At 48.8% G+C, this 18,559-nt stretch carries 18 protein-coding genes; 13 read left to right on the top strand and 5 right to left on the bottom strand.

The features are described from left to right. The first annotated feature begins 200 nt into the window (after positions 1-200). The 7 genes from GEV47_RS15095 (at position 201) to GEV47_RS15065 (ending at position 6,605) form a co-directional block, all read left to right on the top strand. A complete protein-coding gene (locus tag GEV47_RS15095) occupies positions 201-1,133 on the top strand; it encodes an ion transporter (RefSeq protein WP_153235561.1) in 933 nt (310 codons plus the stop codon). A 154-nt stretch (positions 1,134-1,287) separates the two neighbouring features. Next, entirely contained in the window at positions 1,288-2,049 is a 762-nt protein-coding gene (locus tag GEV47_RS15090; protein WP_153235560.1) for an SIMPL domain-containing protein, read from the top strand. Positions 2,050-2,079: 30 nt separating this feature from the next. After that, positions 2,080-2,319: a hypothetical protein gene (locus tag GEV47_RS15085; protein WP_153235559.1), complete on the top strand. Its 240-nt coding sequence runs from the start codon at positions 2,080-2,082 to the stop codon at positions 2,317-2,319. A 240-nt stretch (positions 2,320-2,559) separates the two neighbouring features. Next, positions 2,560-3,204 (top strand): phosphatidylserine decarboxylase, encoded by a 645-nt coding sequence (locus GEV47_RS15080; protein ID WP_153235558.1) that lies wholly within the window; start codon positions 2,560-2,562, stop codon positions 3,202-3,204. A gap of 171 nt (positions 3,205-3,375) precedes the next feature. Next, positions 3,376-4,269 carry a CDP-diacylglycerol--serine O-phosphatidyltransferase gene (pssA, locus tag GEV47_RS15075; RefSeq protein WP_153235557.1) on the top strand — a complete coding sequence of 298 codons (894 nt, stop codon included), beginning with the start codon at positions 3,376-3,378 and terminating at the stop codon, positions 4,267-4,269. Positions 4,270-4,389: 120 nt separating this feature from the next. Then, entirely contained in the window at positions 4,390-4,887 is a 498-nt protein-coding gene (lysM, locus tag GEV47_RS15070) for a peptidoglycan-binding protein LysM (RefSeq protein ID WP_153235556.1), read from the top strand. A 146-nt stretch (positions 4,888-5,033) separates the two neighbouring features. Then, entirely contained in the window at positions 5,034-6,605 is a 1,572-nt protein-coding gene (locus GEV47_RS15065; protein WP_153235555.1) for a 2-isopropylmalate synthase, read from the top strand. 71 nt (positions 6,606-6,676) lie between these two features. Here the strand turns inward: GEV47_RS15065 and GEV47_RS15060 are convergent, their stop codons facing one another. The 4 genes from GEV47_RS15060 to GEV47_RS15045 all read right to left on the bottom strand — a co-directional run bounded on the left by GEV47_RS15060 (position 6,677) and on the right by GEV47_RS15045 (position 10,378). After that, entirely contained in the window at positions 6,677-6,988 is a 312-nt protein-coding gene (locus GEV47_RS15060; protein ID WP_153235554.1) for a hypothetical protein, read from the bottom strand. A gap of 237 nt (positions 6,989-7,225) precedes the next feature. Then, on the bottom strand, positions 7,226-7,921 hold the full coding sequence (locus GEV47_RS15055; protein ID WP_153235553.1) for a gamma-glutamylcyclotransferase: 696 nt from the start codon (positions 7,919-7,921) through the stop codon (positions 7,226-7,228). 79 nt (positions 7,922-8,000) lie between these two features. Further along, the gene (locus tag GEV47_RS15050; RefSeq protein WP_153235552.1) at positions 8,001-8,945 is read right to left on the bottom strand and encodes a sugar kinase; all 945 of its coding nucleotides are present in this window, start codon (positions 8,943-8,945) and stop codon (positions 8,001-8,003) included. A gap of 140 nt (positions 8,946-9,085) precedes the next feature. Continuing rightward, positions 9,086-10,378 carry an amino acid deaminase gene (locus GEV47_RS15045; RefSeq protein ID WP_153235551.1) on the bottom strand — a complete coding sequence of 431 codons (1,293 nt, stop codon included), beginning with the start codon at positions 10,376-10,378 and terminating at the stop codon, positions 9,086-9,088. A gap of 268 nt (positions 10,379-10,646) precedes the next feature. On the opposite strand from GEV47_RS15045, the gene GEV47_RS15040 reads away from it, so the two are divergent. The 4 genes from GEV47_RS15040 (at position 10,647) to GEV47_RS15025 (ending at position 14,997) form a co-directional block, all read left to right on the top strand. Continuing rightward, positions 10,647-11,564: a MurR/RpiR family transcriptional regulator gene (locus GEV47_RS15040; RefSeq protein ID WP_153235550.1), complete on the top strand. Its 918-nt coding sequence runs from the start codon at positions 10,647-10,649 to the stop codon at positions 11,562-11,564. A 1-nt stretch (position 11,565) separates the two neighbouring features. Beyond that, entirely contained in the window at positions 11,566-13,056 is a 1,491-nt protein-coding gene (locus tag GEV47_RS15035; protein ID WP_153235549.1) for an N-acyl-D-amino-acid deacylase family protein, read from the top strand. 77 nt (positions 13,057-13,133) lie between these two features. Beyond that, positions 13,134-13,517, top strand: coding sequence for a RidA family protein (locus GEV47_RS15030; protein WP_153235548.1), 384 nt, complete (start codon positions 13,134-13,136; stop codon positions 13,515-13,517). 130 nt (positions 13,518-13,647) lie between these two features. Next, positions 13,648-14,997, top strand: coding sequence for a GntP family permease (locus GEV47_RS15025; protein ID WP_153235547.1), 1,350 nt, complete (start codon positions 13,648-13,650; stop codon positions 14,995-14,997). A 68-nt stretch (positions 14,998-15,065) separates the two neighbouring features. Here the strand turns inward: GEV47_RS15025 and GEV47_RS15020 are convergent, their stop codons facing one another. Further along, complete coding sequence (locus tag GEV47_RS15020; RefSeq protein WP_153235546.1) at positions 15,066-15,791, bottom strand: 16S rRNA (uracil(1498)-N(3))-methyltransferase; 726 nt, start codon at positions 15,789-15,791, stop codon at positions 15,066-15,068. 170 nt (positions 15,792-15,961) lie between these two features. Between GEV47_RS15020 and tkt the strand changes: the two genes are divergently transcribed. Further along, entirely contained in the window at positions 15,962-17,959 is a 1,998-nt protein-coding gene (gene tkt / locus GEV47_RS15015) for a transketolase (RefSeq protein WP_228124717.1), read from the top strand. Continuing rightward, positions 17,956-18,525: a GNAT family N-acetyltransferase gene (locus GEV47_RS15010; RefSeq protein WP_153235545.1), complete on the top strand. Its 570-nt coding sequence runs from the start codon at positions 17,956-17,958 to the stop codon at positions 18,523-18,525. The genes tkt and GEV47_RS15010 overlap by 4 nt, the downstream gene beginning before the upstream one ends. Positions 18,526-18,559: the final 34 nt, after the last annotated feature.

Here is an 18,559-nt window from a genome sequence, read left to right as displayed (position 1 = left end):
GGCGATTACAGCGCTCAACCGAAAAGCTGCGCGCAGGCGCAGCTTTTTTTTCGGTTTCGCGTGCCTTGGATTGCAAAAAACAAGATGGTCGATCGATCGAAGAACTAAGTGCTTCAAGAGTAAATAAAAAAGGGACGCAAATGCGTCCCTTTTTGCTATAAAGTCGTGGTCACCGCAGTAAATCCATTTGTGAAAGAATAATGGCTACTACATCGAGAAAAATGCCCTTCAATCGCTACGGCAAACCGGATCAAGGTTGGCGAGCGCGGCTCTATACGATAATTTTTGAAGCAGACACCGTGGCTGGGCGGCGCTTTGATACTGCGTTGCTGATCATGATCGTGTTGAGTGTGGCGACCGTGATTATCGACAGTATCGGTGCGATACGTATACGTCAATTGTGGGTGTTGGGCGGCCTGGAGTGGTTGTTTACTATTTTATTCACGGTTGAATATATCGTGCGTTTGATGTGCGTAAAACGGCCATTGAAATATGCGACCAGTTTGTTTGGCGTCATTGATTTACTCTCTATCTTACCGACTTATCTGGCTATTCTGTTCCCGGAATTTCATTCTCTGATTGATGTTCGGTTGTTGCGGATGTTGCGGGTATTCCGGGTCTTGAAATTGCCGCGTTATTTCGATGAGTCTCAAGTGCTGCTACAAGCACTACGCAATAGCCGTCACAAGATACTGGTATTTCTTGGTGCCGTGATAATCATGAGTGTCATTCTCGGCACGATTATGTACGTCATCGAAGGCCCGGAAAATGGTTTTACCAGTATTCCAGTCGGGATGTACTGGGCCATTGTGACCCTGACCACGACTGGTTACGGTGACATTCATCCTAAAACCCCGATGGGGCAATTAATTACTTCGATGGCGATGTTGCTTGGTTACGGCATCATCGCACTGCCGACCGGTATCGTTGGTGTTGAGTTGGCGATGAGCATGATGCGCGGCGCACCAACGACTCGCACCTGCGAGCATTGTCTGACCGAAGGGCATGATGCCGATGCGCTGTTTTGTAAACACTGCGGTGAAGAATTGCCCGCTTATCAATACGACCCCAGTGCCGCCGGTTTGGGGGCCGATCTTTTGGATATGGCCGGACGAAAGAAAAAGCCCAAATGATGTTGAACAAAGTGGTCTTGTTTGCATCACCTTGTGTTTAAAAGATAGACTCGCTAGTATTAACTAAACCCGGCGGCGCATACAGTCAGAACAGGTTCAGAAATACTCAGAATGTCAGAAATTGGTTAGCCGCTTAATTTTTTTTGGAGACGCTATGTCACGATCCCGCAATCTCATCCTTTCATCCATGTTGGCAGCGGTGAGCATCAGCGCACATGCGCAGACGCAATCGACTAATGGCACATTGGTTGTGGTTCCAGCCTACGGCGAAGTCAAACATGCTAACGATCAGGTAAGAATGACTTTTACAGTGGAAGAGCAAGACAAAGACAAAGCAACGGCAGCGTCCAAGGTCAATCTGAAGATGAAGCAAGGGACTGAGATTCTAAAGCGCGAGGATCCTGGCGCAATTTTGCAAACGCATGGCTATTACACTTATCCGGTGTACCCGGAAGAACAGCCACAACCGCGTATCAGTAATACTCCTAACAAGTTACGCCAACCCACTGGCTGGCGCGTCGGGCAATATCTCGACGCTACCACCACGAATCTGAACAACTTGCCAAAAACGGTAGCGGCGGTACAAAGCGTATTAGGTTTGAACGGCATAAACTTTGGTTTAAGTAGCGCCACAGCTAAAAAACTGGATGATCAGCGCATTGCCGCTACTTATCAAAATCTGACGGAGCGAATCGCTTCGATTGCCCATGCGATGGGACGCAGTCCGGCAGAAGGGGTGTTAGATACCATTGATTTTGAAGGCTCAGGTAATTACGCAGAAGCGAGTGATCGCGCGCCAAAAATGATGATGGCACGTGCCGCGATGGCTGCTCCTGAACCAGTAGAGGAGCCTAGCTTTGAACCCGGGGAAACAACGTTGACGATGCGCGCAGTTGGCAAAGTTCGTTTTAAATAAAAGCAACTTAACATCCATGGCCAACATGAAATGATGACAAGTATTTTTAAAAATGCAAAATTGGTACCGATTGCAGCATTGGCTTTCTCGAGCGTGATGCTCATGACGTTGGCAGCGTGCAAGCCACAAAAGCCAACCACGCCGCATCCGGAGCTTCTCAAAGAACAGCGTGATGCTTTGGATAAAGCGAAAGGGCTGGAAAAGCAAATGCAGCAGCAATTGCAAGATAGGATGAAAAACAGTGATGCTGCTGATGAAGGGCAAAAATAGTCCGCTTTCAGCTGTTGTCGTGCTAATTTTTTGCATAACAACTCAGCTCTAAGAGCGCAATTGGTTGCATTTGCTCTCGGCTCGTCTAGAATAGCCACGCTAAGTAAGTCTGCATAATTATTTATACGTTGTTGCCCCTCTTTGTTGTACTAAAGTACAGTCTGGGGTGAGGCATCTGGTCTACATAGTTATGCAGATTTACTCATTAAATTTCCCCTATTCAGAACATTCGGAGAGCCGTTGAATAATAATAACTACCCACATCCCATCATTGCCCGTGAAGGCTGGCCATTTTTAGGGATTGCTTTAGCCGTGGCATTGCTCGTCACTTTCCTGTCGACGGCATGGTCTATTCCTTTCTGGATCATATTTTTGTTTGTTTTGCAATTTTTCCGTGATCCGCCACGTGTCATCCCGCAAAATCCTAACGCAGTGATTTCCCCAGCGGATGGCCGGATCGTTGTAGTTGAAAAAGTCCAGGATCCATATGCAAATCGTGAAGCATTGAAAATTAGTGTTTTCATGAACGTATTTAACGTTCATTCGAATCGTGCGCCAGTTGACGGCAAGATCGAGAAAATACAATATTTCCCGGGCAAATTCGTGAATGCCGACCTGGACAAAGCATCCGTTGAAAACGAACGCAATGCTTTAGTCATTACCGCTGCCAATGGTCAAACCGTGACCTGCGTGCAAGTTGCCGGGTTGATTGCGCGTCGCATCCTTTGTTACGTCAAAGTTGCGGACGTTCTGACTCGCGGCCAACGCTACGGTTTTATTCGTTTTGGCTCGCGTGTTGATGTGTATTTGCCGCTGACGGCAACGCCAAAAGTGGCTGTTGGTGATAAAGTTTCGGCAACTGAAACGATTTTGGCTGAATTTTAATTCGACTGAAATTTTGTAGAAATTATATGTTTTCCTCTCTCCAGCTTGTGCGAGAGAGGTTAGATGCGAGGGAGATTCACAGTGAAAACATGTGAAGTACTCCCTCTCTTCAACTCTTCTTCCAGTGGAAGAAGAGAGTTCCTCAAGATGAAAGCTTAAAGCGGAAATCAGATGCCAAAATTCCCCCGCCGTAAGGCGAAGAGTCATGCCACGTCATTTCCCAGATCGGTGCGTATCAATAGAAACGCTTTGCGCTCATCGTATCGACATGAAGACGACGAAGACGATGACGCACCTGCACGCTCAATCCGACCCACATTAAGGCGTCGCGGCATTTACTTGCTACCCAACTCAATTACTACTGCAGCATTGTTCTGCGGCTTTTTTGCGATTGTCATGGCGATGAATTTGCGCTTTGACTATGCTTCGATTGCGATTTTTGTAGCGATGGTGCTCGACTTTCTAGACGGCAGAGTCGCCCGCATGACCAACACCCAAAGTGAATTCGGTGCGCAGTACGACAGTTTGTCCGACATGGTTTCGTTCGGTGCTGCGCCGGCATTGGTGGTGTATGAATGGTCGTTGCGCGGCATGGGCAAATTGGGCTGGCTGGCTGCGTTTGTGTATTGTGCAGGCGGTGCATTACGCTTAGCGCGTTTTAATACGAATATTGCCGTCGTCGATAAACGATATTTTCAAGGTATGCCCAGCCCGGCTGCAGCAGCTCTGGTGGCCGGTTTAGTCTGGATCATGGATGACATGGGTTTTGCAGGATCAGATTTTAGCTGGCTAGCGTGGGTCATTACTTTGTATGCTGGCTTGACCATGGTAAGTAACGTACCGTTTTATAGTTTTAAAACGATTAATCTGCGCAAGCCGATACCGTTTATTTTTGCTTTTGTCATTGTCCTTGTATTAGTCGTTATTTCCAGCGCACCTGCGCAAGTATTGTTTGGTGCGTTTGTGTTGTACGGATTATCCGGTTTTGTTGTGTATTTCTGGCGCTTATTCAAAGGTAAACCGGTCAGTATCGTGCAAACAGAACATGAGCATGACGAGAAATAAAATGACAACAATCGTTAAAAACGTCAGCAATCGGATCGAATGTTGTTAGACTGCAGGCTCGTTGTGCAAGCTGTTGTAGATGATTTCTTTACTGTTGTTTAACCATACTGGAGGAAAAAAATGGGTATTTTGAATTTTTCTGGCATAGGTAGCGCAATTAGCAAAGCTTTTGGTATTGGCGAGGCCAAAGCTGCTGCGACAACTGCAGCGCCTAATCTTCAAGATTTGGAACAAAAAGCAGCAGATGCAATTACAGCTAATATTGCGGCAAACAATTTAACTGCAGATGGTTTGCTGGTGGCGTTTGATGCAAAATCATCAACGGTCACCGTGCAGGGCGAAGCGGCAGATCAGGCAACCAAGGAGAAAATTCTTCTTTGCTGCGGTAATGTGCATGGGGTAACCGTAGTAACGGATGAAATGTCCGTGACTGCACCTTCAGATCCTTCGGAGTACTACACGGTTGTTAGTGGTGATAATTTGTCAAAAATTGCTGCGCATTACTACGGCAATGCCAACGACTATCCAAAAATTGTCGACGCTAATCAGCCTATGATTGTTAATGCGGATAAAATTTATCCAGGCCAAAGTTTGAGAATTCCACCTAAAACATGGTAATTCGCAATTGTTTCTAAAAATGCCGAGCTAGTCTCGGCATTTTTTATAAGCAAACAGACCTTGAAAATAAAACGTTACTATTTTTGTTCTATCATTATAAAGTCTTTAAAATCTCAGCTTTCACTAAGAATAATCAGGAGCACAGCATGTCTGCAACAGCATCAACAATATCCTTACCACCTCCGGAAAAACTCATCATATTCGACACCACGCTACGTGATGGTGAGCAATCGCCTGGTGCATCAATGACCAAAGATGAAAAAATTCGTATCGCTAAACAATTGGAGCGGATGAAGGTGGACGTGATTGAAGCTGGTTTTGCTGCGGCTTCTCCCGGTGATTTTGATGCCATCAAAACGATTGCCGGCATTGTCAAAGATTCCACTATCTGTTCACTATCCCGCGCTAATGACAAAGACATCGCGCGCGCAGCGGAAGCGCTGCAGCCAGCGGAACGTAAGCGTATTCATACTTTCCTCGCTACTTCTCCATTGCATATGGAAAAGAAACTGCGGATGACACCGGATCAAGTATTTGAGCAAGCCAAGTCGGCGGTTCGTTATGCGCGTAACTTCACGGATGACGTTGAATTTAGCCCGGAAGATGGCAGCCGCTCCGATATGGATTTCTTGTGCCGCATATTGGAAGCGGTAATTGCCGAAGGTGCGACCACCATCAATTTTGCTGACACAGTTGGTTATGGTGTGCCAGAGTTGTATGGTCATATGCTGCGCACCCTACGCGAGCGCATCCCTAATTCTGACAAAGCGATCTGGTCAGTACATTGTCATAACGATCTTGGAATGGCTGTTGCCAATTCTCTGGCGGGTGTCATGATCGGCGGCGCGCGTCAGGTGGAATGCACCATCAACGGATTGGGCGAACGTGCCGGTAATACCGCTTTGGAAGAAATCGTGATGGCGGTCAAAACTCGCCGTGATTACTTCAATCTTGATATCGGCCTCGATATCTCACAAATCGTGCCAGCGTCAAGATTGGTTTCCCAAATTACCGGCTTTATTGTGCAGCCGAATAAAGCCGTGGTTGGCGCAAATGCATTTGCCCATGCATCCGGGATTCATCAAGACGGCGTATTGAAAGCGCGTGATACTTACGAAATCATGCGTGCCGAAGATGTTGGCTGGAGCGCAAACAAAATCGTATTGGGCAAACTGTCTGGCCGTAACGCTTTCAAGCAACGCTTGCAAGAGCTAGGCATTGAGCTCGATTCGGAAACAGAAACCAATGCGGCATTTGCCCGTTTCAAAGAACTGGCAGATCAAAAATCAGAAATTTTTGACGAAGATATCATTGCGCTGGTTTCACAGGAGCAGCAGTCGCATAGCGAAGAGCATTATCGTTTTGTTTCATTGTCACAGCACTCTGAAACTGGCGAAAAGCCGACTGCTGACGTGGTGTTCTCGGCGCATGGCGAAGAAGTCAAATGTCAGGGCCAAGGAAACGGTCCGGTTGATGCTATCGTCAATGCGATTGAAAGCAGTGTCCAAAGCGGCGCAGAATTGTTGCTATTCTCTGTCAATGCGATTACTACCGGAACCCAATCGCAAGGTGAGGTTACCATGCGCTTATCTAAATCAGGTCGTATCGTTAACGGCGTTGGCAGCGATTTGGATATCGTGGTTGCTTCGGCAAAGGCATATTTATCAGCACTAAATAAACTGCATTCAAAATCGGAGAAATTGAATCCGCAGTTGTAAGATGTGATGGTTTGAGCACAATAAAAAAACGCACCTGACGGTGCGTTTTTTTATTGTTCGAATATCGTGTCTTATTGTGCTGCTGGTGCTGGCGCAGCTGCTGGAGTAGCGTCATGTTTGCCGCCTTTATGATGCTTACCCTTGCCATGACCTTTATGATGTTTGCCATGGCCTTCATGATGCTTACCATGGCCTTTATGATGCGCTTCGTGTTCAGCCATTGGGGCTGATGTCGGGCCATTTTGGAGTGACTGGGCTTTTGCCACAGTAGCAGCATACTCTGAGTCTGAAATACGGCTAGCGCTGATACCGCTGTCTTGCGCTGATGCGACACCAGCTAGGGCGACCAACGAGGTAAAGACGATTGCATGCATTTTTTTCATGAAAAAACTCCTTGTTTAAGGTGAGTGAAAAATAAATACGATTACATCTTCTGGCTAATACATATTACTGGTTAAAAGTGAAAGTGACCATGATGTTTTGCAACAAATAGCAAAAAAATCACATTTTTATTGTGGTCTGCGATAGAGAGATCGGATTATTCCTGTTGTGTATCGCTGCATAGCTCATAGCCGCGTGTTTTTATATCATCTCTCAAATGCAGAAAGATGGGGAAAGAGCTAACTACGATCGAGCTCTAATTGCTGCCATAGTCGTGATAAATAAACATCGTCAAAACCTTCTTTGCGCAGCCCTTCCAGCGTATGCCATAAATAATCCCGTGAAGAGCCGTATAAGCCAGACGCATCGCGTAAGTGCGCAACCACGGTCGAATCGGGCAGGCGCCCGCAATAGCCGGGATGCTGGCGGTTCATGACAAAAGTGAGTGCTTTAACCTTGATGGCGTGTCTGCCATTCTGCTCAAAAAGCCGCAGTGGCAACCAACGCGGGAGGTAAGCACCTGTCAGCATTTCACGTCGCCATAACATTGGTAATTCGGTTTCTAAACTGGCCGCAGGAATGCGAAAGGCGATACCGCAGCAACTGCCGCCGCGATCCAGGCCCAGCACTAAGCCCGGATTGTCATGCGTTCCTCGATTGATACGTGAATATAAGTAGAAGCCGCGATGATAGCCGTGCAACCTGGCCGGACAGCGTTCGGTATGCTCCACCATCGGGTTCCAGATCAGTGAGCCATAACCAAACAGCCAGATATCTTCATGTGGTGCGGGGAGTGAGGTTAAAGCATTACGCCAGGATGCCTCTAAAGCATCCTCGCTGAGCAAGGCGGGCGCTCCGGGCGTGTTGTCCAGCATGGTCCGTATGCGGTTTTGTTCGAGATCTTCGCGAGTGATGCGTGATGGGGGACGGTTCATGCTCTATAGCATATGTCAAAAATCACATAAGGTAAAAATGCAGGTCAGAAAAGCCTGGTACCTTCCGACCTGCGCGATATCATTTTGCTGATTCTAATACTGTTTTTACTTGTGCCGCCTGCGGGATCGGTGCTACTGCACCATATCCGGTCGTTGATAGTGCTGCCGTCACATTGGCATAACGTGCTGCAGTAAACGGATCATCACCCGCCACCAGGCGCGCGATGAATGCGCCGCCAAAGCAATCTCCTGCGCCGGTGGCATCGATTGCATCGACCATGTAAGCCGGCACCAAACGACGCTCGTTTGGCGTAGCGACATAACAGCCTTCAGCGCCGAGTTTGAAGGCGATTAAGCCTATGCCATAGGACAATAGTTCATCCACAATGGCATCACGATCATCAAGGCCGGTGAGGGTGTTGATGTCATCCCAGCTTGGAAGGCAAATGTCGCACAGGGAAAACGCTTCGCGCATTTTGATACGAGCACGTTCTAGTGGCCACAAGCGTAGTCGCAGATTAGTGTCTAGCGAAGTTTTCACGCCATTTGCCCGCGCATGTCGCATTGCTGCCAAACCAGCATCGCAGGCGCTTTCGCTAATTGCCAGGCTGATGCCGGAAAGATGCAAGACCTTGGCCGCAGCAATGGAGTCCAGCGGCAATTGTGCGGCGCCATACAAACTGGCGGCCGAGCCTTTGCGCAAATAATCAAAGTGATGCCCGTCTTCCTGGTGCGAGACAAAATACACGCCAGTCGCGGCATCCGGATTAGTCTGGACATGCTGGTAATTGACTTGTTCATCCAGCCACAGCTCGCGCAATTTTTCACCAAAATGATCATTGCCAACAGCGCTGATATACCCTGTACGAGCACCTTGACGCGCAGCAGCGATGCAGAAATTAGACGTGTCGCCACCAAAACCTTGCAAGTACATTAGCGCATCGGTTTTACGCTGATTGAATTCCACCATAGCTTCGCCGTAGGCCAAAATATCTATAGTGGAACCGCTGTTATGTTTATTCATTTTATTGCTCGGACAGTTCATTTAATAAAGTGTAAAAAACGATTTGAATGTCAAATACAAGCTCAACAATTAAAACCTTCACCGTCATCCTCGCGTATGCGGGAATGACGATGGTTTTTAAATCGAAGATTCAAGCTTATTTAAAAGAAGGTCTGCACCACATCAATCACGTCATATTGCGGATTAATCACGGAAATTTGACGCCATTTGTCGAAGGTTAAACAAGGGTGAGAGATATCAAAGGCAATCATGTCGCCGACTTTAATATCGTCACCATCAGCCACTGTCATGTAAGCATGCTGATCCATCATGCCCGTTACCGCCCAATGCGATGGCGTGGCGCTGGGCGCAGAATTGCCGGGGCGATAGTGCAATGCCGGCAGCGGTAATCCTGCATCAAATGCGGCATCGCGTTTACCGAGAGCGATGATGGCTTTGCCAGATTCCGGAATGGATTGCACGTAGGCCCATAACTGCAATGCCGGTTGCAAGGTGCTGCGCATTTTGCGTGCGATGGGATTGCGAGTTTGAATCTGCTCTTGTGATGCACGATAGACGCCAACGTCGTGGGTTAAATAGCAGCCGGGACGTAGCACCACATCCAGTGGCAAACCTATGTCGGCTTTAGAAAACTCATCGGCCACAACGTCGTACCATGCAGTGCCTGCACCAGTCAAAATCACCGGAAGCTGTGCCGCATGTTCTGCAAATTTTCCTGCTTGCGCTAATTCTTTGGCGCAGTTGACGGCACGCTGTAAAAATTGGCGAATTTCTGCTTCTTCTTTCAATACGCCTTCATAAATTTCAATACCCGCCAGAACGACGTGGTCTTTCCAGCGTGCGATGGCTTCCAATACAGCGCTTTGTTGCTCAGCTGTGCGCACACCAGTGCGGCCGCCAACCGGACCCAATTCCAATAGCACGGATATTTTCTGCTGGTGCGCCTTGAAGAAGGCGCCGAGTAAATCCACGCCTTCAACTGAATCCACCAGGCAGTAAAAAGCGAAGGACGGATCCTTTAACAAATCCGCAATTACCGTCATATTTTGTTTGCCAACCAACTGATTGGCCATAATGATGCGACGCACGCCGTGTTGATAAGCGACACGGGTTTGATGCGCGGTTGCCAAGGTGATGCCCCAGGCGCCGCCGGCTAATTGGCGGGCGAATAATTTTGGCGCCATGGTCGTTTTGCCATGTGGTGCCAGTTTGACACCATACTCGGTGACGAACTGCTGCATCCACTCCAAATTGTGCTGTATGCGCTCTTCGTACAAGACCGCAGTTGGCAAGCTCACTTCTTCTCGCAACAAATTCCACTGTAATGATTTGACTTCGGACGCCGCCAGTGGCGCTTGATAAGCCCCTAAACCTTTGTGTAGCGGATCGATTACCGGATGTTGGTACGTGTCTTGGTAGTTTGTATCATTCATGATGAATTTCTCTTTTGCTGGTAAGGAGTGAGAATCAATGAGGAGTATTTTTCCTATGGGAAAAATTGAAATATCAGATCAATATAGTATATGTTACAAAGTAACACAAAGCTACTCGAGCATGCTAAAGTTCGGCCTCATAAGGCTTGTGCTTATGCAAAATTGCCGCAACGGCGTTAATCCTCTTCGTCGTACTTGAAGTATCGTCTTAGTAGTCGTGTCTTGCTGGAACAATTTTGCGTACGCCCTAACCATACGAATGAATGCCATGTCCGATATTCCTTCTCCAAACATTGCTGTAGACATCGTTTCGCGCATTTCCGCGCGTAGCGGGCAATTGCGTCTGGCGGAGCAAAAAGTAGCGCAAGTTATTTTAGGCGATCTACCGTTTGCCGCCAGTGCCAGCATTAACGTTTTGGCAAAGCAAGCCGATGTTAGTGTCGCCACTGTCACGCGTTTTGCCAAGGAGATGGGTTGCCGCGATGTGCGTGATCTGAAGTTGAAGCTGGCGCAGGCGGTCGCCATTGGCCAACGCTTTCTGCAAACAGAAATCCCACTGTCCGATGGTGAAGTGCCGCAGCCTGCACACCTGGCCGATATTATTTATGGCGACATTGCCGACATATTGGCAGTCAATCGCGCCATGCTGAATCAGAATGTTTTACAACGAGCCGCGCAATGTTTGCTGGAAGCGCGCATGATTTATAGCTTCGGCATGGGTGGTGGTTCGACCATGTTGTCTGACGAAGCACGTTATCGTTTGCTGCGTTTGGGGCGTCCAGTGGCAACTTATCACGATGCCATGTTGCAGCGTATGGTGGCTGCGACGATAGACAAAAGCGACGTGATATTAGTGCTGTCGACCACTGGAAATGTGCCTGAGCTACTTGCCAGTTGTGCGATTGCTAAAGAATATGGTGTGCAATTGATTGCCATTACTGCGCTGGGTTCGCCATTGGCAGCGATGGCCGATGTGTTGTTGCCGGTGAAATCGTTGGAAACCGATTTTATTTTCAAACCATCTTCATCGCGCTACGCCATGATGATGGTGCTTGACGTCTTGATGACAGAACTGGCTTTGCTGCAAAAAGAACATAGTCAGGAACTGCTGCGACGTCTGAAATTCACTTTAGATACGCATCGTGGCGTTGGCGGCAATGGCAACCGAGAGCCATTAGGAGATTAAGATGATGAAGACCAGCTCACAATTGGAAAAAACGTACGACACCATCATTCGTAACGTTACGCTGATCGACGGTAGCGGTGCTGCGACGAATGTGTCTGCCGATGTCGCACTGGCTGATGGCCGAATCAAACATATTGCGGCAGCAGGCGCAATGCATGACTGGCAAGCTACTCATCAAGTCGATGGCAGCGGTAAAGTGCTCAGTCCCGGCTTTATTGATGTCCACACGCATGACGATACCAATGTCATTCGTCAACCAGAAATGCTGCCGAAATTGTCGCAAGGCGTCACCACGGTCGTGGTCGGTAATTGCGGCATTAGCGCAGCGCCAGTCAGTCTGCAAGATCCGCATTCGATACCGCCTGATCCTATGAATTTATTGGGGACGGCAGCAGCGTTCAGCTACCCAACTTTTGCCAGCTATGTTGCAGCCGTCAATCAGGCGCAACCCTCTATTAATGTTGCCGCCCTGGTTGGTCACACGGCTTTACGCAGCAACCACATGGACAAATTAGATCGCGCCGCGACCGATGATGAAATTGCAGCGATGTGCGCACAATTAAGCGAAGCACTGACGCACGGTGCATTAGGTCTGAGCACCGGTCTGGCTTACGGCAATGCGATCAATGCTCCGACTTCGGAAGTGATGGCATTAGCCGCACCTTTGGCGGCCGCAGGCGGTATTTACGCCACGCATTTGCGTAGTGAGTTTGCCGATATTCTGGAAGCCATGGAAGAAGCTTTTCGCATCGGCAAACACGCACGTGTATCCGTGGTGATTTCGCATATGAAGTGTGCTGGCGTAGAAAATTGGGGACGCAGCGGTGAAGTGATGGCTGCGCTGGAGCAAGCACAGCGTTATCAGGTAGTTGGCTGCGATTGCTATCCCTATACTGCCAGTTCCTCCACGCTGGATTTGAAACAAGTGACAGACACCATAGATATTCAAGTCACATGGTCAGAACCTCATCCGGAAATGGGCGGAAAAATGCTGGCGGTGATTGCATCGGAGTGGCAGGTCGATTTGCTCGAAGCGGCGAAACGTTTGCAACCTGCTGGCGCGGTGTATCACTGCATGCAAGATGACGATGTCAATCGCATTCTCAGCCACCCGGCAACCGTGGTCGGTTCCGACGGTTTGCCGAATGACCCATTACCGCATCCACGCTTGTGGGGCGCATTTCCGCGGGTATTGGGTTATTACAGTCGTGAACAAAAATTGTTTCCGCTGGCGGTCGCCATTAACAAAATGACGGGTATGTCGGCCGAGCGATTTGGGCTGAAAGAACGTGGTTTGGTTCGGGTAGGTTATTGGGCCGATTTGGTGTTATTCGATGCAGACACGGTACGAGATGCGGCGACGTTTACCGACCCGATGCAGCCCGCCGACGGAATCGAAGCTGTATGGGTTAACGGTGTGTTGTCTTATCGCGGCGGTGCGGAGAAAGCCGCGACGGGCGATAGAGCAGGGCGGTTTTTAGCGCGGCAGTGAAAGTGTGAAAATTGACTGATTTAGTCCTTCTTCAAAATAGGGAGAAGGATTTGTTTTTATTTAACAGGAGAGAAAAAATGTCTATCAAACGCTACGGTGTAGAAGGTGGTTCCGGTACAGGCGGTCAGCATTTGCCATTTGCCCGCGCTGTCGAAGCCGACGGCTGGCTGTATGTGTCAGGTCAGGTGGCGATGGTCGATGGCGAAGTGATTGACGGCGGCATCGTCGCTCAGTCGCATCAAACGATTAAAAATGTCTTGAAAATTTTAGCTGAAGCTGGCTACGGACCTGAACACGTTGTCCGTTGTGGCGTCTGGCTTGACGATACTCGTGATTTTCAATCGTTCAATAAAGTGTTTAAAGAATATTTTGGTGCTAATCCTCCAGCGCGCGCTTGCGTACAATCGGCGATGGTTGTTGATTGCAAAGTGGAAGTGGATTGCATCGCATATAAGAAATAATTCGAAATAATTCGAAGCAGTTCGAATTATTTTGAATGAATTTTAAAAATTGATACGAAAAATAAACCGTATTGCATATAGCCAGTAACAACAAAAGCAAGACTGGCGTATTCAGACAGAGGAGAGGGTTATGGAGATGGTGCAAGGGAACATGTTGTTATTGTATGCACTGATCGCAGTCATGGCGTTGGTGGTACTGATCGCAAAATTCAAGATGAATCCATTCATCGTATTGATCGTGGTGTCGATTATTTTGGGCGCCGCAGTTGGCATGCCGATGGCTGGTATCGTCAAGTCGTATGAAACCGGGGTCGGCGGCGCGCTCGGTCATATTGCTTTGGTGGTCGGGCTGGGAACGATGTTCGGCAAAATGATGGCTGAATCAGGCGCTGCTGAACGTATCGCGAATACCTTGATCGGTGCCTTCGGTGAAAAAAACGTGCATTGGGCCATGATGGTGGTGGCCTTGATTGTGGGTTTGCCGGTATTTTTCGAAGTCGGATTCGTGCTGTTGATACCGATCGCATTCAACGTTGCCAAGCGCACTGGAACTTCGATGATTTTAGTTGGCATTCCTATGGTTGCCGGTTTGTCGGTAGTGCACGGTTTGATTCCGCCGCATCCGGCTGCCTTGTACGCCGTCACGGCATATAACGCTGACATTGGTCACACCATTTTGTTTGCGTTGATCGTCGGTATTCCAACCGCTATCATTGCCGGACCTGTATTCGCTAAACTCGTTTCGAAATTTGTTTTCCCAAATCCAGAAAATCCACTCCTGGCGCAATTTGTTGAAAAAGATAGCAATCGTGATTTGCCAGGTTTAGGTATCACTTTATTCACGATTTTATTGCCGGTTGTGTTGATGTTGTTAGGTAGTTGGGCAGACGTATTCTTCGCCCCAAAAACGTTCCTCAACGATTTTCTGCGCTTGATTGGCAATTCGGTTATCGCCTTGCTGATCGCTGCACTGGTGAGTTTCTACACCTTTGGTAAAGCCCGTGGTTTTGATCGCGAAGCGATTCTCAAATTTACCAACGAGTGTCTGGCGCCAATCGCTGGAATTACCTTGATCGTTGGCGCTGGCGCCGGCTTTGGGCAGATTCTGAAAGACAGCGGAATTTCAACGGCTATCGTTGCGCTCGCTACGCATGCCAACTTGTCGCCGTTATTGCTAGGTTGGTTCGTCGCTGCATTGATTCGTATCGCCACAGGTTCTGCCACTGTTGCCATGATTACCGCTTGCGGTATTGTGGCGCCGATTGTCGCAAGCGTTGGCGGCACGCGTCCTGAGTTGATGGTGCTGGCTACTGGTGCCGGCTCGTTGATTTTGTCGCATGTTAACGACGGTGGATTCTGGCTGGTCAAAGAATATTTCAACATGACTGTTGCTGAAACATTCAAGACATGGACAGTGTGTGAAACCTTGATTTCGGTATTAGCGCTGTTGTTTACGTTGGCGCTGTCTATGGTGGTGTGATCAACACCATCGATGATTGAGGAGTAGTTGTTATAGAGACCTGCAGTATGTGAGTACTGCAGGTCTTTTTACATCTCGCCCCAAATTGCATTCAATGCCGTCAGTGCCGCTAACCCGGCAGTTTCGGTGCGCAAAATACGCGGTCCCATCGCCAGCATGATGACGCCTTGCGCACAGGCGACATTTTCTTCTGCTTCAGTAAAGCCACCTTCAGGGCCGATCAGTAATGAAACCGATTGCGGCGGTTGATGACGCGCCCAACTCGATAGCGATTCTTCGCCGCGCGGCGAAAGCAATATGCGTTTATGCAAACCTTGCTGCGACACCCAATCGTTGAAAGAGGCTAACGGCGCCAGATGCGGCAAGCGATTGCGACCGCTTTGTTCGGCGGCAGAGACGATCACCGCTTGCCAGTGTGCTTGTTTTTTCTCAGCACGCTCCGCATTTAAACGGACTACGCAACGCTGCGCAGAGAGTGGTTGGATCGCCGTTGCGCCTAACTCAACTGATTTTTCGATAATCCAATCCAGCTTGGATGCTTCGGGCAGCGCTTGTGCCACAGTGATGGCATAGGGTAGCTCGACTTCACGTGATGAGAAATTTTTAATTTCAACGCTGACACGTTTTTTTTCTAAAGTACTGATGACCGCCGTGTATTCGCCGCCCTCGCCATTAAATAAAGTGATGGGGGAGCCGATGGCTAAGCGCAGGACTTGAATATGGTGAGAAACAGCCTCTGGTAATGGCAATGTGTTGCCAATTTCTAAAGTATTCTGGATGTAAAAACGGGGCATGGATAGATAATCAGATAAATAGTTAGGGTGCTCTAGGGGATGGTAGCGCAGAATCGGCCCGAGGTTAGCGGGGGTTTGGTAAAATAACGGACTTTGCGGCACGTTCGTAATTTGTGTTGTGCTGCGATTTGTCAATTTACCGTCTTCACCTTAAGATTATTCAGCGAAAAATGACCACCACCACACTCCCGACTACAAAGATGGCCAATGCGATCCGCGCTTTGGCAATGGATGCTGTACAAAAAGCCAACTCCGGTCATCCCGGTATGCCGATGGGTATGGCCGAAATCGCAGTGGCTCTGTGGGCCAAGCACTATCGCCACAATCCTGCCAATCCAAAATGGATTAATCGCGATCGCTTTGTATTGTCAAATGGTCATGGATCTATGCTGCAATACGCTTTATTGCACTTGACTGGTTATGACTTGTCTATGGACGAGATCCGTAATTTCCGTCAAATGCATTCCAAAACGCCAGGTCATCCAGAAGTTGACGTTACACCAGGTATCGAAACTACCACCGGTCCTTTGGGTCAAGGTTTGACCAATGCGGTTGGTATGGCGTTGGCGGAGAAACTGTTGGCGGCAGAATTTAATCGCCCGGAATTTTCAGTCGTCGATCACCATACTTATGCCTTCGTCGGCGATGGTTGTTTGATGGAAGGTATTTCGCACGAAGCTTGTTCATTGGCAGGCACGTTGCGTTTGTCGAAATTGATCGTTTTATATGATGACAATGGCATTTCCATTGATGGTCATGTTGAAGGCTGGTTCAAAGACGACACTCCAAAACGTTTTGAAGCGTACGGTTGGAACGTCATCCGCGCGGTTGACGGTCACAACGTTGAAGCGGTTAATGCGGCAATTCATCAAGCAAAATTGGCTGATAAGCCAACCTTGATTTGCTGCAAAACGGTGATCGGTCAAGGTTCGCCGAATCTGGCTGGCACAGATAAAGTTCACGGTGCTGCCTTAGGCGATAAAGAAATCGCCGCAGTACGTGCAGCGATCGGTTGGGAATACCCGCCGTTTGAAGTTCCAGCCGATGTATACGAGGCATGGGATGCGAAGAAACAAGGGCAGCAATTTGAAGGCGAATGGAATGCGCAATTTGCCGCGTACAGTGCTGCATTTCCAGCGCAAGCTGCAGAATTAACGCGTCGCATGAAGGGCGAATTGCCAGGCAATTTTGACGCAACACTCAGCGCTTATATTGCTACCTGCGTAGATAAAAAAGAAACCATCGCTACACGCAAAGCTAGCCAAAATGCGATCCAAGCGTTGGCACCAATTTTGCCAGAGTTTCTTGGCGGTTCGGCCGATTTGACCGGCTCCAATTTAACCAACTGGAAAGAATGCGTTGCAGTACGCGCAGATCAGTGGGGCAATCACATCAATTATGGCGTGCGTGAATTCGGTATGAGCGCAATGATGAACGGTATCGCGCTGCACGGCGGTTACATTCCTTTTGGCGCAACATTCCTGACTTTCTCTGACTACAGCCGCAATGCTTTGCGTATGGCTGCGTTGATGAAAGTGCGTTCGCTGTTTGTGTTCACGCACGATTCAATTGGTCTGGGCGAAGATGGTCCCACCCATCAATCAGTTGAACATGTTTCTAGTTTGCGTTTGATTCCGAATCTGGATAACTGGCGCCCATGCGACACGACTGAATCCGCGGTAGCGTGGGGTTACGCAGTCAAGCGTCACGATGGTCCAAGCACCTTGATTTTCTCGCGTCAAAACTTGCCATTCCAAGAGCGTACAGCAGCGCAAATCGCTGATATTCAACGCGGTGGCTATGTGTTACGAGATGCTGAAAATGCAAAAGCAGTGATCATTGCGACCGGCTCAGAAATTGAATTGGCGGTTAAAGCAGCGGATGCCTTAAACGCTGAAGGCATCGCCGTGCGCGTTGTATCGATGCCAAGCACCGACGTATTTGATCGCCAGGATGCGGCTTACAAAGCCAGCGTGTTACCACGTGGCGTGCCACGCGTAGCGATTGAAGCGGGTGTGACATCGTACTGGTACAAATACGTTGGTTTGGAAGGCGCAGTAGTTGGTATCGACACTTTCGGTGAATCGGCACCAGCTGGCGTGTTGTTCAAGCACTTTGGCTTTACGGTTGAAAACGTTGTGGCCAAAACCAAGATGATTTTGGCATGAACGTAGCTTCCAATAAAAAGGTCGCTAAAGACATCACCAATATCGTCGGAAACTTTACGGTACGCCGCGCCACTGTTGATGATGCCGAAGACATCGCGGCAGTGCGCATCGATAGCTGGCGTGTGACTTATCGCGGAATCATTCCAGATGCCTATCTGGACGGCATGACGCTGGCAGACAGCACAGCTATCTGGACGCGTGTATTAAGCGCTTCTTCAGATGCTGCTTGTGTTTTTGTGGCTGAAATTGAAGGCGAGATTGTCGGCTTCGCGGCAGGACATACGTTGAAAGAATCCAAGCTCGGCTATGACGGAGAGTTATCCGCCCTGTACCTGATTCCATCAGTACAACGCGCAGGCATCGGTCGCCGTCTGGTGGCACACGTTGCCACCGCACTGGCCGCCGCTGGAGCGAATAATATGTTGGTATGGGTGCTGACAGAAAACAAAATCGCTCGTGATTTTTATCTCAAGCTCGGCGCTGAGTTATTAGTCGAACAAGCATTTAATTGGGATGGACTGGATTTGAAAGAGGCAGGCTACGGCTGGCGCACCATCCGTGCTTAAACTGACGCAAACTTGCCCCGGCGGCGTTATCGCT

Source organism: Glaciimonas soli, assembly GCF_009497155.1.
Classification (GTDB): domain Bacteria; phylum Pseudomonadota; class Gammaproteobacteria; order Burkholderiales; family Burkholderiaceae_D; genus Glaciimonas; species Glaciimonas soli.
The sequence above is the reverse complement of the archived record's forward strand: the minus strand, read 5'-3'. Positions and strand labels throughout refer to the sequence as shown.